The sequence below is a fragment of the Deltaproteobacteria bacterium genome, from assembly GCA_016930875.1.
Lineage (GTDB): Bacteria > Desulfobacterota > Desulfobacteria > Desulfobacterales.
On record JAFGFW010000204.1, the window covers coordinates 1 to 15,598 of the forward strand.

The following is a 15,598-nucleotide window of genomic DNA, read 5'->3' on the forward strand; positions in this document are numbered from 1 at the left end:
CGTTGCGGATCGATGATCAGCAAGGCAGCGTCATCAATTGAAATGTCAGAGCTGTCAAGAGTGTTCAGCAGCCTCTGATAGTCATTTGCGATATTCATACCGAGGGTATGTTCTAAAAGTGAAATCAAATCACCATACATGTTGTCATCCGGTGTTACCCCTTGCTGTTTTTCTTGGGTGTTGTCATATGGCCAAGAAAGGGTATGCGCTGGCAAGGCAGTGATTAACGATAATTCAGAACAATTCCGTTCTTAGGCATCAACATTTCTGTATCGTGGAGGAATGGGCTTACCACAGCCTTGCTCAACAAGAGTCCTATAGCCAGACCAACCAATGCACACGTAATAATGAAGAAATGCTTCATCTCCTTCCCTCAGGCTTGATATAATCCATAAAAGTAAAACCTTCCTCTTAAACTTGCTCCTGAAAATGTAAACTCATTTCTTCGCGAACCCTGAGCCGGAGCAAAGAACCGTTTATTCGCTAGTGCCCAGTCTTAACAAATCCATTTATGGATGGGCACACGCTAAGGTATCAAGTCCCATGCCAAATCATTTGATAACAAACAATTGTAGGAGTTCTCAGTAGTTAGCCAAAAAGAGCTGGGCGTTGTGATGAAAAAAATTCACACTTTCTGTTCATATGATGGAAAAATGTTACCCATGAAAGTGTAAAAAACTTAACACTTCTAGATGATACTCATGTTGTGAGGCTCACAAGAACAAGTTCCACTTTGAACGACTAGACGGTACCGGGATTGGACAGGAACCATGGCGAGTAACCTGATTACGGGTGCCAAGAAGCGGGGAAATGGTTCAACTACGTTCGATGGATTTTCAGGAAAAATCTTTTAAATTCTCGTCAATCTCCATGTATTCTCATAATATCTCGGAAGCTTTATCGATCCGGCCAGCGTGCTGTTAGCAGATCCAGGCTTGTAGATGACAGACAAAAAGCCCACCTCTCCCCGTGAGAAACAGGGTCTTGGTATTTGCTTCATATGGGGCCAAATTTCCGTTTGACTCTTTCGGAGTTCTTGTATGATGCAATATATCATGAACCGTGGTGGTCTTGGAGAAAAGGCGTTATTTTGCAAGACGGTTTATACGGTTTATGATGATGCCATGCGTCTTGCCGAACTCCATGATTTTTGCGGGCTCAAATCCTCCGGACAAATAGAGCCTTTTGAATGCAGGTTTGTCAAAAAGATAAAGAATGAAGCTGATGTGCCCGGAATATCCTGTGTCATCCAAGTGCTGCATTTCTCTAACTGCCTTTTTTGCCAAAGCCACAGCCTGTCGATGGACTGTAGGGCCTCGACCCTGGCATTCCCGTATGGAGTAAAGCTGCCTGCAACTGAAAGGACGAATGTCATAGATGAGACATGAGTCGTCATCTTTTAAGAATGGGCACGGGGCAATACTTTGTTTCTCTTTCTCCTGTCTGTTTTGAGCAAGCTTTTGCTTGAGTTGGCGCTTCAGGTTTGCCGGGAAGGTGTTGATTCGATCCCAGATAATCAGCCCTTCAAGGGTGTTGATGTCCACGTTTCCCACGTCTGTGCAACAGTACGTGCACCCTATCCTGCAAATAGCCCCTTTCTTGAATTCACGTGCGTCCTTTTCAAAACGCTCATAGATCTCTTTCAACTTCTCCTTTTTCTCATTCCACTTCATTGAGTTGAATTCCAATACCTTCGCAACTTGGCTGATGAGTTCTCAATAACCCAGGGCATGGACATTTCCAATATGCACCCGGCGAATGCCGGCGTTACAGGCATTCCCTGACAACGCAGGGCGGCGTGCCTTTGAAGAGTGGTGAGACAGGAACCAAAAGTGTGCTTGCGATCAAGAAGGGAGGGTCGGTTCGCTTGGAGACAAAGGCGATCAGGGCCTCGGGATTGTCCACGGGCTGAGCCGGCTCTAACTTCCAGGGTTCGTCACGAAATAAGTGTCTCAAGATTGCGAAGGATTTTGGGTTGTATTCAAAGCACTCGGGCGGGAGCATACCGAGGTATGTGATCAACCGAGCAACGCAGAAGACGGCCCAAAAGACGAGCAAGATGTGACAGTTATTGACTGACGAGCCCTCAATCTGCCTCGATTTCGGTGAGTTCAAGCTCTTTGCCGGAGATGATTTCAGCAGCCACGCCGCCACATCGAGGACAGAAAAACATGGTGTCATCCACATCAAATTCTATGTCACACTTGTCGCATCGTCCCTTTGCAGGCACAATCTCTATGCTCAGTTCTGCCCCCTCGGCCACCGTGCCCTTTGAGATCACCTCAAAGGCAAAGGTCAGTGAGTCAGGAACAAGGGTAGCAAGTTCGCCGATTCGAAGATGCAGTCGTGTGGCGCGGGAGGCCCCGTGTTTCTTGGTTTCTTCCTCGACTATCTTGAGCAGACCTTGTGCGATGGAAACTTCGTGCATCAGTCGAAAAAACCCTCCTCAATAGTGATCTCACTTTGCCGGCGTAACTGAGCGAACCATTCCTCCATCAGTTTCTGACGCTTCTGGGAGATGATGCCGGATTTAACTTCTGCTTTCTTGTCTTCAAATTCCTTGGGGGCAGCATCCTGCCGGTCCTTCAATCGGATTACACAATAGCCTTGTCTTCCCTTGATAACTGCCTCGGGCATGGGTTTTGAGGGGCTTAACAGAAAAGCAACATCCATGATTTCCCTTTCGGAACCAATCCCCGGAATCGATCCAAACCGCTTGAAAAGGTCCGTGGTTTTTGCATCCAGTTTCAAACGCTTGGCTTCTGCTTCAAACTTCTTCCCGTTTCTTATGGCTTGCAGAAAATTCTCGGCTTCCTTCTTGGCCAGCTCATCTTGTCTGACCGCGATCAGGTCCTTTCGCACCTTTTCTTCGACCGATCCCAACTCAGGAATCGCTGCTTCCTTCTTGCCGATCACTTCAAGGATATAATAGCCGTCTTCCAGTTCCAGGGGTTCGCTCATCTCCTCATCGCCGAGGTCAAAAGCTACTTCGGCAAATTTTCGCGCCTCCTTGATCCCCTTTACAAGATCACCGCGGGCAAAAAAATCGGTCTCAAGCATCTCAGTCCCGTGGGCCTTTGCCACATCGGAAAGGCGCCCAGCCCCATAACTTGCGTCATACATCTCTTCTGCCTGGTCATAGGCATGGGTTCTGGCTCCTTCCTTTACGAGTTTGCTTCGAATCTTGTCTTTGACTTCACTCAATGCCGGCTCTTTGGCCTCCTGGACCTCCTCAACCTTGATAATATGCCAGCCGAAACGGGTTGCCACTAGCTCACTGATCTCACCGGCCTTCATCGCAAAGGCAGCGTCTGCGAACGGTTTTACCATCCTGTCTCTTGTAAAAAATCCCAGATCGCCCCCCTTGCTCTTGCTGCCCGGATCATCAGAATACTTCTGGGCCAGCTTGGAAAAGTCCGCGCCGGATTTCACCTCCTCCAGGACCAACTGTGCTTTGTTGCGTGCCTCGTCCAGTTCTTCCTGTGTGGCGCCGGGGTCCACCTTGAAAAGGATATGACGCGCCCGGACTTTCTTTGGAGTGGCATATGTTTTCTTGTTGATCTCAAAATACCGGCTGATCTCATTTTCTGAGACATCGACCTGGGGTTCAAGCTCCTTGAAACCAAAACGGAGATATCCGGCCTTTACCTTAGGGGGTATCTCGTAGGCCTTTTTGTTCTCCGAAAAATAGGATTCAACTTCTTCCGTGGTTACCTTGACATCATTATATGATGACGGCTTGAAGACCACATACTCAAGGCTCACCTCCTCCTCACGCCACTTGAAGGTCTCCAGGGCCTCGGCATCTGATACCTTGATACTCCCCAGAATAACCCCCTGAAGCTTTTCCGCAAGGAGATCATCTTTCATCTTTTCCTCGAATATCTCCGGCGTCATCCGGTTGGCAGCCAGCAAGCGTTGATACCGCCGGGGATCAAAATGACCGTTCTCTTGAAAGGCGCCAAGCGACCGGATAGCCCTTATGAGTTCCTCCTTGGTAATATGCAGGTTAAGACGGTCGGCCTCCTGGAGAACAAGCCGGCGGTTAATCAATTGGTCCAAGGCTTGTTTCTTGAGACCAAGTGTCTTGAGGAGCTTCTGATCCAAGGCATTCCCGAACTGCCTCCGGTACTGCTCCTTTAGCTGTTCATAGGCGCTCCGGTAGTCCTCTAAAGCAATGGCTTGGCCATTAACAACTGCAACACGATTTCCCTTCCCGGCCCGATAGCTGCCAACACCCCAGAATATGAAAACCACGACAATAACTCCAAGGACAATTTTGATAATCCAAGAGCCGGCATGTTTTCTCATTAAGTAAAGCATGATAACCTCGTAACTCTATTTTGACGTCTCGAAATGACAAAACAAAATTCCTTAAATCAACGGCATTGACTCCAGTACTCCATCACTCCAATTGGGGCGAAGCCCCCAAGTTCGGGTTCCTTAGTCTAAAGTGATTCAAGAGTCCACCTGAAATCACCACGTCTCTTTCTGTCGCATCCAGATCAATGGATACATGAAAATTATTTTTCTGCGTTCTATTTACAACACGAAGTGTTCTTTCTCCACTTCTAACTAAGATTGTCGCATCTTCCACGGCAAGTTGGTCGCCAAGCCTGATCCGTCCCAAATCCTCAGCCCTGGAAAACGTCATGGGCAGTATGCCGAAATTGATGAGATTTGCCCGATGTATCCTGGCAAAAGAAAGGGCAATGACTCCTTTTATACCCAAAGACATGGGAGCCAGGGCCGCGTGTTCCCGACTCGACCCCTGCCCGTAGTTTTTGCCGGCCACAATGAGGCCTCCACCCTTTTCAATGGCCCTTTTTGCAAAGCCGGGATCGTGCTGTGAAAACACGTATTGCGAAATTGCAGGGATGTTTGACCTCAAAGACATGATGTGGGCGCCTGCCGGCATGATATCGTCTGTGGTAATATCATCTCCCAAGCAAAGCAAGACCTCGCCCTTGAAGTGTTCAGCCATGGGTTTACCCTGTGGAAGAGGCTTGATATTCGGGCCTAGCACCACTTCCACATCTTCAGGATCGTCCGAAGGTCTCAAAAAGAGATGATCGATAGCCGGAAAAACCTCCGGCACGGCCACCTTGATCGGCTCTCCAAACGATCTCGGATCAGTGATCCGTCCATTCAGTCCGGAGATGGCAGCCGTCTCCGGACTGCACAGATAGAGCTTGGCGCCGATAGTTCCACTGCGGCCCTTGAAATTCCGGTTGAAGGTTCTGAGGCTTACCCCGTCAGTCGGAGGAGATTGCCCAATTCCGATGCAAGGACCGCAAGCACATTCCAGGATTCGGGCTCCTGCCTCTATCATATCGTTCAGACCGCCATTTTCTGCCAGTGCAGCCAAGACCTGTCTCGAGCCCGGTGATATGGCAAGGCTTGTTTCTGGATGGACAGATTTTCCTTTCAGGATAGCTGCCACAGTTGCCAGGTCCTTGTAAGATGAATTCGTACAACTGCCGATCGCCACCTGATCCAACTTGAGTCCTTCAACCTCTCTCACCGGACAGACCCGATCCGGCATGTGGGGCTGTGCAACCAGGGGTTCCAGTTCGGCAAGGTCAATGGTCATAACTTCAGCGTAAGAGGCATCAGGATCAGCCAAAATGGCCCTCCAGTCTTTTCCTCGTCCCTGAGACTCCAGAAAGGCCAAGGTAACTTCATCACTCGGAAAAATCGACGTTGTGGCTCCTGTCTCTGCGCCCATGTTCGCAATCGTAGCCCGTTCAGGGACAGAGAGTGTTGCAACACCCGGACCACCGTATTCAAAGACCCGGCCGAAACCTCCCTTGACGGAAATGCGTCGCAGTACTTCCAGAATGACATCCTTTGCTGTAACCCAAGCAGAAAGCGCCCCTTCCAGCCGGACAAGGACTACCTCCGGGCGCCCTAAACGGAAGAGTTGGCCGGCCATGGCCATGGCAACATCAAGGCCACCGGCCCCGATCGCGAGCATCCCAATGCCCCCTCCTGTAGAGGTATGACTGTCTGAGCCAAGGAGCGTGTCACCCGGCACGCCGAATCGCTCCAGATGAACCTGATGACAGATGCCATTGCCAGGGCCGGAAAACACTATTCCGTATTTGGCAGCAAAGGAGCGGAGAAATCGGTGGTCGTCACTGTTTTGAAAACCTGCCTGGAAGGTATTGTGATCAACGTAACTCACTGATAGCTTGGTGCGTACGCAAGGCACGCCCAGAGCCTCAAACTGTAGACACGCCATAGTACCGGTGGCATCCTGAGTAAGCGTCTGGTCAATCGGAATTTTTATGGAGTCTCCCGGCCGTGGAGTCAGGTCCACCCCGTGGGCTTCCAATATCTTTTCAAAAACGTTCTTACCTGGCACAATCTTTCTCTGGGTATGATTGAAACAAGCTAAGTATTCTATAACATCGAAGCTACCATTCGTCAATGTCAGGTCGCCGCGCGTCTAGGGCAACGTCAAAGTCGGTGCCAAATTGCTAATATTGGACGGTTATGGGAGTCTCAAAATCCGTGCTGTTCTCAAAGCGCGAGCCGCAAATCCGAATACCGTGCTGTTTCCAACGCGCGAGCTGCACACTCGAAACAATGTTCAAAATCCAAATATTGGGTGGGCAAAAACACTATATATAGAATTCTTGAAGTCAGGGACCACAATATGATTGACATCCGATATTGCTCATGGTACTTCGTATCCGTAATTTTCAGCCTCGCTGTTTGAGGCAAAGACTTTTGAAAGAAAGGGAGGATGGTTGACATGAGTTTGGTGCGTTTTAAGTTGAATGGCATAGCGGCATTCAGGAACAAGGATCAAAGTGAGAATGTTCGGCATTTGTGTGTGGATTGTGCCCGCGAGGCTAGGCAGAATCATACGCTAATCCCTTTTTTGAATGGGCAATTGCGTGCAATGCTCAGCGAATTTGGCCAGGACCTTGGCGCAATGGTCTCCTGTGACAAATGTGGAGAGGTTATGGAGACCTACTATCCCGAAGATTTCTGGGCAAAAGACACAGCAAAAGAGGGTGAAGAACGCAATCCTTTGCTATTTAAGCGATTTTAGAAAAAACTGCTGTGGGAGCCTCTGGATGGCTTTGCTGGAAGACAAGAGTGGCGCCCACAAAACCGCAAAAAATCGAGGCTGCTATAGCCACCTCAAATTTGACCGTAGAAAAAACGGTGCAGTATTATCAAAAAGGTAGATCTGCGGGTTTTGACGTACTTGAGGGATTCAAGCCTGAACTTCCCAGACAACTGTGAAGGGATGGGTTAAGGCACCACTGCCTATACTTGCAGTCGAATTGATCGCAATATACGACTGCTTTGCCAAAGCAGTCGAAGTTGCCTTCCTGCAGTTGTTTTTTGTGAATCAAGGGGCCGGCAACCTCTTTGAAGCAGGCCGCGCAAAGTGAGGAACTATAATCTTCCGGCCCCCAGGGTATGACGGAGTCCTTTTCCCACTCCTTGCCACACTTAATACACTTGACGCGTAGTTTGTGCATAGCCTGCACCACATAACGTTTCAGAAATCGCCCATTTGTAATTGATTACGTGATCTCAATTACAAATGAGTATTATCAGTTACCAGCACGCTCTGGATGATGTTGAAAGGAACAAAACAAGGTGCTCATTTAGTGGCACATTGAACCGACCTGTTCCTCAATCTCTTGAGCGCAGGCAACCTCTTCCTGCTGCGGCACATTAATGCTGATGGTGTCGGTTGCCAAGTCTATGTCTATGGTTCCTGCGTGTTTTTCCACAATCGACCGAATCACATACAACGACAATGCACGGACTCTAGCCTCTTCGCTTGTTGCCCATACATAGTCTTCAGGCACATGTTTGCCATCAACCTGGCTCAATTCGTCTGATTTGTTCCAGTGACTTTCCTGCCTCATGGTAGAAATCCTTTTTCTTCATTTGCCCCTTTCAGTCTCTGTGTTCAAGGTCTATATCGGCATTTTTTCAAAATACCTGAGAGCTCTGTATGCAATATATATACCGGTAACTTGCTGCGACGAGCACGTCACGGACTAACATCCTAACCTAAAATAACCGGTTCCCTGAGAATCATGGCAATTGCGTGCAAAGCGCTTCGGGCAACAGCAGGGTACACCTTCTTCACAGAACCGATCTGCCTGAGACTGTCCGCAGTCCTTGTGACCAGCATGGCAAGGTCCCCCTCGGCCATTTCTGCAATCTCCAGCACCTTGTCCCAAGGCTGCTCTTTTGCCCAAGCATAAATAGTGGCAGCAGGCCACAAGGAGACCGGCCTTATTTCAAATCCCCTCACGCTCTTTCGCTCCATCAAGGGGTTAAGGGCCTTTTTCATCTTCTCAAAAGCCTTCAAAAGACGCCTTGGCATTGCTGACTCGTCCAGCTTCTGCTCCACATCCCGGTCATGCACAAAGACCGCCACCAGGGCTGCGAGCAAAGCAGGATCGGAATCCGGCAACACGCCAGTACGCAAGCCTTCGGCAATCAGGAGGGGTTGGTCGAGCCTGAGCTGAGATGCCCAGGTGCCGTCAGCGGTTAGCTTGTTGTCCTCGGTGACAAAGCCCTCTTCCTTCAGGAACTGGAGGTGTCTTACAAAATCATTCCACAGTCGCATGCGCACGGCGTTTGCACCATCCCACATCCTTGTGAAGTCTTCCAGGACCCTCTTGAAAGCTCCTCTGGTCTTCCCGTGACAGGTCCTGAAATGCTTACACTGCCTGCAAATCAGGCCGTCAAGTTGGTGTTCAAGATAAAGCGAGCGGCTCCTGACGGGTTTGAGCTGTAAGAGTTCCTTTTCCCCGAGTGGTAGAGGTTCTAACGCTGGTGGCGCCTCCGCCTCGGCGGTACGATCCAACAACGTCCGGATCTTGCCTGGATCATCAAAGGGAGGCAAGTCCAGTACCTTGTCCAGGATTTGAGAAACCTTTTGCGGCCGCACCCATCTCATTTTAAGGAGCCTGCCACGCATCGGCAGATTCCTTTTCACCCGGCAGGCGAGCACACCCTGTTCATCTCGCTTCATGAGTGGTTTCACAGCACAGTACATCCGGTTGCGGTGGTCCAGGAAGAGGCGTCCTGGCGCCAGGTTTGCCACCTTGGAAAGCCTTGTTTCAAGCATTACAAGATTCCGCCTCAGCTCCTTAATTTCATTGAGCAAAGCAGCCCGGTTTCTGATCAGATCGACAACAAACTCCGGCTCGGCACACAAGGCCTCAGGAAGGAGTGTCATGAGGTTCTGGCCAGCCTCCTTGACCTTCCGGTCAAGCCCTGGTTGCTGGTTCACCAGGTTCAAGTATGTGGCGAAAGATCTCTCAAAAATCCCCTTGATCTCATCAGGGCTATGAGACAACAGCAGGTTAAGGACCATGGAAAAATCGACTTTGATCTGGCTAAGCACATCTTCTGGCGCTGTTGTGCAAAGATCTGCAATCAACCGCACATCCATAAACTTTCCCGGAATAATCACGGCAAAACCAATACGGTCCTTGCCCCGCCTGCCAGCCCTGCCCGTTGTCTGATGAAATTCCGTGCTGTTCAGTGGTACAAATTTGTGGCCATTGTACCGGTCTGAATTCAGGAACACCACGCTTCGGGCTGGGAAATTGACGCCTGCAGCCACCGTCGAGGTAGCAAAAACCGCATCAAGCAAACCCTCGGTCATCAAGTGTTCTATGACGAGTTTCCACATTGGAAGCTGCCCACTGTGATGGGCCGCCACAAGCGCATTTCTTAAATGCCACATCTGTCTGTGCTCTGCCAGGTGGAAATGCCCCTGGATCAGGCGATCGATTCCGTTGTTCAATTTACGTCGATCTCCTGCGCTTCGGCCCGGGCTTTCGATGCAACGGTCAAGGGCCGCGTCACAGTCTGCGCGAGATTTCATAAAAAAAATGGCAGGAAGAAGATCGAATTTTCTCAAGACCCTCATGATATCCCCAAAGGGGGGAAGGCTTCGCGGAGGAGCAAGGACAGGGGGTGCCGGGCTGTTCAGATAGGCCGTGACCTTCTTGTCCGTGCCTTTGGAATCTATGAGGGGTAGAAGCCTGCCCGAAGGATGGAAAAACAACGGAAAAAGAGGAACAGGCCGGCCGGTCTCTTCTACCACCACACAGGACTTGCACCGAATGGATTCCAGCCAATTGGCAACCTGGCGAGCATTTCTTATTGTGGCCGAAAGGAGCAGGAGGTGGACCCGTACAGGCAGGTAGATCATGACTTCTTCCCACACCACGCCACGATCATCGTCTCCCAGGAAATGGGCCTCATCCAGGATCACGAGGTCTGACTCGATATCCACGGCCTCATGCATGGCATCATAGAGTTGATTTCGCAAAATCTCGGTAGTCCCTACAATAATTGGGGCATTGGCATTTTCCTTGCGGTCCCCTGTCAATATTCCCACATCATCAGGGCCGAATTCAATGCCGAATTCAATGAGCTTTGAGTTGGTCAGGGCCTTTAGGGGCGACGCGTACCATGCCTTGCCGCCTTTCTTGCGGATGTGTCGAATGGCCTCCTGGGCGATCCAAGTCTTTCCTGCGCCGGTCGGGGCCGAAACCATGCAGTCCGATTTGCGAATCGCGGCAACGGCTTTCAGTTGGAAGGAATCCGGCTTGAAGGGTTTCTTGGGGGGCGCCCCTATCCGGGCAAAGACCTTTTTCAGTCTGGCATCAGCGCTCGGTTTGATCCTTGGAATCTCTCGCCGGCGGGCGCCTGCCCCCCTCCGGCGAACAAAATCGCTTTGCCGCGTCTTTTTGAATCGTGTATTTTTCAACGTAACTTCTAAAAAAATCCGGCCCTGCGGTTGCCATAATCGTAATCCATATTTCAATGGCAAGCCTGGTGATGTGACAACGGAAGGATAACAACGAATAACATGATTTCGGAAAAAAGGAAAACCGCACCCAAACGCTCTGATTACTATTGAACGATTCAGACATAGATGATAGGAAACATACTGGTTAGCAGCAAGTTCAAATTAGACTGGAGTAGGGATTACGTTGGCAACAGGACGGACAGTAATCGCAAGAAAAGGGGGGAGGGACCACGATGAAGAAAACTCCATGTGTCATTTATCAATTCGTGCTGTTAGTGGTGGTTCTTGGTCTGTGTGGGTGCCAGGGAGCAGACAAAGGCTCGATCAAGGTCCCGGCTACAAAGCAGTGGACAGACTCTGGCATTGATGTCTGCAAGGGTCAGGCGATAAGCGTGCAGGCGACTGGCGACGTGTACGTGAACAAAAAAATCCAAAGCGGTCCGAGCGGCATCGACGACACGAAAGTCAAGCCCCTCACCAAACTGGTCTTGAGGACCTATAATGTGACGTCAAAGGCCAAACACGGCGCCCTTATCGCAAAAATCGGCAAAAATGGAAAACCGTTTCCGGTCGGCGCCCAACATGAGGTCAAAGCCGATTCAAAAGGACGCCTGTACTTTGGCTTGAACGACAAGGACTTGGGCAACAACCAAGGCCACTATCTCGCCAAAATCACTGTGAAATAAGGGATTCTTCAATGCTCGCCGTTATCCAGCGGGTCACTGCCGCTGAGGTTCGGATAGACGACAAGATAGTGGGGCAGATTGGTCCTGGCCTCCTGGTCCTTTTGGGGGTCTCCCGTTCGGATGATGAGAAAGACGCCGATTACCTGTCGGATAAAATCGTTCACTTGCGGATCTTGGAAGATGAGGAAGGCAAGATGAATCGTTCCCTTATTGAGACAGGTGGCGAAATAATGGTTGTTTCTCAATTTACGTTGCTGGGTGACTGCCGCAAGGGTCGCCGGCCATCGTTTGTTGAGGCAGCGCCCGCGAAGACGGCCGAAGGACTTTATAAGTACTTCGTAGGCCAGTTGAAATCAAAAGGCACACCCGTTGCCACAGGACGGTTTCAGGCGAAGATGGCGGTCTCTTTGGTCAATAACTGACCTGTGACACTCATTCTTGAAAGCAAATAACGCAAAGCATGATCTATGATGAACAACAAGGGGCTGAGGGTCGGGCTGTGGGCAGTTATTCTGCTGCTTGCTGCAACAACTTGGGTTAGGTGTGTACCCAGGGGGAAGTTGTATGGCGTCAAGAAAAACACGATTTCCCTTGAAAAGCCCCGCACACTGGCCCTCCTGAAATTCTATGGGCCGGACGGAGCCGCGGTACGGAGGCGCATTTGCGATAGGCTTGCCGGGGTTCAACATTTGAGACCCATCGATTGCTTTCAGTATCCTGACGTGGAGGGAGTAACGTTTGACAAGCTGGGTGATCCCGATTCCACGGCTTCGCTTGAGGCCCTGGAGGCCGACGGTGCGATAACGGGCCGCGTCATTGCTTTCGTCCAGGACAACCCGGGCGCCGACCAGGTGGAGGTGAAGGAAGGGACAGGTCATTACAAGAAGAAAAAGAACATCGATGGCCAGTGGGTTGATGTGGAAATCAAAAGGGTTCTTATCAGGCCCCTGCCTCATGTTGTTCGAAAGGCCTCTCTCACCATGGAGTACAAGGTGTTAGATCTCAATGCCAAGGGGATCATCGCCACGGGCAAGTTCACAGAAAGCTGTGAAGAGAAGTTTGGTGGTTGCAAGGAGTATGTTTCTATGGGCCACAGGTTGAGCGATCTTCCGGCTCCAAGCGTCACCGTGGAAAAACTGTCTGCCAGGCTTGCCGGCAAGATGGTTGAAAAGCTTTCCCGCATAAGGCTCAGCGGGGCAGTCAAGTAGAAAACATCCGGGGCCATAGGCTCTAAGCGCTAAGTTATTTTTGCACCGGATGGACTGTGGAAGGTTTACTCAAAAAAATGAACATCGAACGTCCAACATCGAATGGTGAATGGGAAAAGATGAAGAAACAGAAATAGCCGTTGAAGGTTCGGTATTGGATATTCGTTTTTCATTCGACGTTGGACCTTCGATGTTCGATGTTCGACGTTCATCTTTCAAAACAATGAGGCCTAGCCATCTCACTTTGACTTGGCCTAAAGGACAAGGTTTTGCATTTTATATACGGAAAGGCGGTTGGGAAGAGATATGAAAAGCAAACTGAGCAAGAAAAAGGTGGAGGAACTAAGAAAACGGCTTGCCCGCAAACCACAACTGGTTTGGGATATTCTGGGGTCAGGGGACAAGAAGAGAGTCTTTGAGTTTGCCGAAAGGTACAAGGGCTTTCTTGACGCTGCCAAGACAGAACGCGAGGCTGTCCGTGCCATTGAGGTATTTGCCAAGAAGACGGGTTTCAAGGACATCACCAAGGTCCGGACCGGCAAAAAATTCTACAAGATCAACCAGCACAAGAACATTGCCCTGGCTGTCCTTGGCAAGGACCCAATTGGGTCAGGGATCAACCTTGTGGTATCTCACATCGATTCGCCACGACTCGATCTGAAACAAAACCCCCTCTATGAAGAAGTGGACTTGGTCTTTCTAAAGACCCATTACTACGGCGGTATCAAAAAATATCAGTGGCTCACCAGACCCTTAGCGATCCATGGCACTGTCATGAAACAAGACGGGAGTTCTCTTAACATGCGGATAGGTGAATCGGATAATGACCCTGTCTTTACCATAGCCGACATTCTGCCTCATCTTGCGCGAAAGATTCAGGCTGACAAAAAGGTGTCTGAGGCCTTTGAAGGAGAAAAATTAAATGTTCTCGCAGGAAGTCTGCCCATTGGAAACGATGAAACCAAAGAGCGGTTCAAGCTCGCCGTGCTCGAATACCTTTATTCAGCCTACGGCCTGATCGAAGAAGATCTGATGAGCGCTGAAATAGAAATCGTGCCGGCAGGGAAGGCCCGCGACGTAGGCTGGGACCGCGGGCTTATCGGCGCCTATGGCCAAGACGATCGCGTGTGCGCCTATGCCTCGCTTGAGGCCCTGTGCGAAGTAAACAGGCCTGCGAGAACTGCCGTTGCCATGTTCATGGACAAGGAAGAAATTGGCAGCGATGGAAGCACAGGGGCGAAGTCTCGTTTTCTGGAAGAATTTGTTGCAGATCTTGTTGAAACGACGGGCCAGGAGGCCACGGAAAAAGTGCTGAGGTCTTGTTTGACCAAATCAAAGGCCCTTTCTGCCGACGTGAACGCCGGCCTTGACCCGGACTTCCAAGAGGTCCATGAAAAGCGCAATGCAGCAAGGATCGGATACGGCGTCTGCATCACCAAGTTCACCGGTTCTGGTGGCAAATACGGTTCTAGTGACGCCAATGCTGAGTACCTGGTGGAAATTCGAAAGCTCTTCAACGACAACAAGGTCGTTTGGCAAACAGGCGAACTGGGGAAGGTGGATGAAGGTGGCGGCGGAACGATTGCCAAGTTCCTTGCCATATACGGCATGGAGGTCCTGGACTGCGGAACACCGATCCTTTCCATGCACTCCCCCTTTGAGATCGCAAGCAAGGGAGATATCTATATGACCTATAAGGCCTGCACCGCGTTTCTGAACAGCAAATAGGGCGGCTTGAGGTATCGGCAAGCTATGAAGACATACCTGGATTGTATTCCCTGTTTTTTCAAGCAGGCCCTTTTTGCCGCAAGAACAGCCATTGATGATGAGGCAAAGATCAAAGAAGTACTTGATAGGATAGGGCTGCTTGTATCGGAGATCCCTTTGGACAGCACACCGCCCGAAACAGGCAGGCAAGTCTACAGGACGGTCCGAGAGGTCACAGGGGTCGAAGACCCGTTCAAGGAACTGAAGAAAGAAAACATCGAGACTGCTCTAAAGCTTTATCCGGCGTTGAAACAAATTGTGCAGACGGCAGAAGACCCTCTGGAGACGGCCGTTAGGCTTGCCATTGCCGGGAATGTCATTGACTTTGGCGCCAACCCCGATTTTCAACTGGAACAAAACATCCAGGAAGTGCTTCACACAGAACCCGCTATTAACCATTACCAGGCATTTAAGGAAAAGCTTGGGCGTGCCCAAAATATCCTCTATCTGGGAGATAATGCCGGAGAGACTGTTTTTGACAAGATCTTGATTGAAACAATGGCCAAACCTGTCACTTATGCAGCCAGAGGAAGCCCGGTCATTAATGACGCCACTGCCCAGGATGCCATGGACAGTGGCCTGGACAAAGTTGCGTTAGTAGTATCATCAGGATGTGACGCTCCAGGCACTGTCCTTACGGCATGCTCGGATCAGTTCTTGGATTGTTTCAAAAAGGCAGACATGATTATCAGCAAAGGGCAGGGAAACTACGAAACACTCTCCAATGAAGAACGCCCCATATTCTATCTCCTCATGGCCAAGTGCCCGATCATTGCCAGGGACCTTGGTGTTAAGGTGAGAGACACGGTGATCAAATCTTGACGGCTTCGCAAGAAGTCTCTTCAACTCGTCATTTGTAATCAACGATTTCTTTCAACTCTCTACCGCATTTGAAGAGACGAATAACCGTATCGTTTTGTCTACAAGGAAAAGAATTTGTAACGCGTTAATATCCCTTGACATCCCGCTTGTGATCTTTTATGTATATAATTTAACATCCATTTGGGAGAGGACCACGATGAACAAATCCGACCTCGTCGAAACGCTACGCAAGGAAACCCGGCTCACAAAAGCAAAAGCCACAGGCGTTGTTGACCTGTTCTTTCGTGAAATATCTGATGCCC

General features: G+C 50.0%; 13 protein-coding genes. 7 read left to right on the forward strand and 6 right to left on the reverse strand.

Annotated features, from left to right (window positions below; all coding sequences use genetic code 11):
• Positions 1-1,085 precede the first annotated feature (1,085 nt).
• The 4 genes from JW883_16860 to JW883_16875 form a co-directional block, all read right to left on the reverse strand.
• Positions 1,086-1,673 carry a YkgJ family cysteine cluster protein gene (locus JW883_16860; protein ID MBN1843933.1) on the reverse strand — a complete coding sequence of 196 codons (588 nt, stop codon included), beginning with the start codon at positions 1,671-1,673 and terminating at the stop codon, positions 1,086-1,088.
• Between the two features lie 413 nt (positions 1,674-2,086).
• Positions 2,087-2,428 (reverse strand): hydrogenase maturation nickel metallochaperone HypA, encoded by a 342-nt coding sequence (gene hypA, locus JW883_16865; GenBank protein ID MBN1843934.1) that lies wholly within the window; start codon positions 2,426-2,428, stop codon positions 2,087-2,089.
• Positions 2,428-4,323 (reverse strand): SurA N-terminal domain-containing protein, encoded by a 1,896-nt coding sequence (locus JW883_16870; protein MBN1843935.1) that lies wholly within the window; start codon positions 4,321-4,323, stop codon positions 2,428-2,430. The genes hypA and JW883_16870 overlap by 1 nt, the downstream gene beginning before the upstream one ends.
• An 82-nt stretch (positions 4,324-4,405) precedes the next feature.
• Complete coding sequence (locus JW883_16875; GenBank protein MBN1843936.1) at positions 4,406-6,367, reverse strand: aconitate hydratase; 1,962 nt, start codon at positions 6,365-6,367, stop codon at positions 4,406-4,408.
• A 393-nt stretch (positions 6,368-6,760) separates the two neighbouring features.
• Here JW883_16875 and JW883_16880 point away from each other — a divergent pair, with 393 nt between their 5' ends.
• Positions 6,761-7,063, forward strand: coding sequence for a hypothetical protein (locus JW883_16880; protein ID MBN1843937.1), 303 nt, complete (start codon positions 6,761-6,763; stop codon positions 7,061-7,063).
• 568 nt (positions 7,064-7,631) lie between these two features.
• Here JW883_16880 and JW883_16885 read toward each other — a convergent pair.
• Together JW883_16885 and JW883_16890 are read right to left on the reverse strand one after the other, a co-directional pair.
• Positions 7,632-7,898 carry a hypothetical protein gene (locus JW883_16885; protein ID MBN1843938.1) on the reverse strand — a complete coding sequence of 89 codons (267 nt, stop codon included), beginning with the start codon at positions 7,896-7,898 and terminating at the stop codon, positions 7,632-7,634.
• Between the two features lie 143 nt (positions 7,899-8,041).
• Complete coding sequence (locus JW883_16890; protein ID MBN1843939.1) at positions 8,042-10,771, reverse strand: DEAD/DEAH box helicase; 2,730 nt, start codon at positions 10,769-10,771, stop codon at positions 8,042-8,044.
• Between the two features lie 275 nt (positions 10,772-11,046).
• Between JW883_16890 and JW883_16895 the strand changes: the two genes are divergently transcribed.
• The 6 genes from JW883_16895 to JW883_16920 all read left to right on the forward strand — a co-directional run.
• Positions 11,047-11,499: a hypothetical protein gene (locus tag JW883_16895; protein MBN1843940.1), complete on the forward strand. Its 453-nt coding sequence runs from the start codon at positions 11,047-11,049 to the stop codon at positions 11,497-11,499.
• 11 nt (positions 11,500-11,510) lie between these two features.
• Positions 11,511-11,921: a D-tyrosyl-tRNA(Tyr) deacylase gene (locus tag JW883_16900; GenBank protein MBN1843941.1), complete on the forward strand. Its 411-nt coding sequence runs from the start codon at positions 11,511-11,513 to the stop codon at positions 11,919-11,921.
• A gap of 45 nt (positions 11,922-11,966) precedes the next feature.
• The gene (locus JW883_16905) at positions 11,967-12,707 is read left to right on the forward strand and encodes a hypothetical protein (protein ID MBN1843942.1); all 741 of its coding nucleotides are present in this window, start codon (positions 11,967-11,969) and stop codon (positions 12,705-12,707) included.
• Positions 12,708-13,013: 306 nt separating this feature from the next.
• Complete coding sequence (locus tag JW883_16910; GenBank protein ID MBN1843943.1) at positions 13,014-14,435, forward strand: aminopeptidase; 1,422 nt, start codon at positions 13,014-13,016, stop codon at positions 14,433-14,435.
• A 24-nt stretch (positions 14,436-14,459) separates the two neighbouring features.
• Positions 14,460-15,296: a DUF89 family protein gene (locus tag JW883_16915; protein MBN1843944.1), complete on the forward strand. Its 837-nt coding sequence runs from the start codon at positions 14,460-14,462 to the stop codon at positions 15,294-15,296.
• A gap of 196 nt (positions 15,297-15,492) precedes the next feature.
• A partial coding sequence (locus JW883_16920; protein ID MBN1843945.1) for an HU family DNA-binding protein occupies positions 15,493-15,598 on the forward strand: 106 nt, incomplete at its 3' end.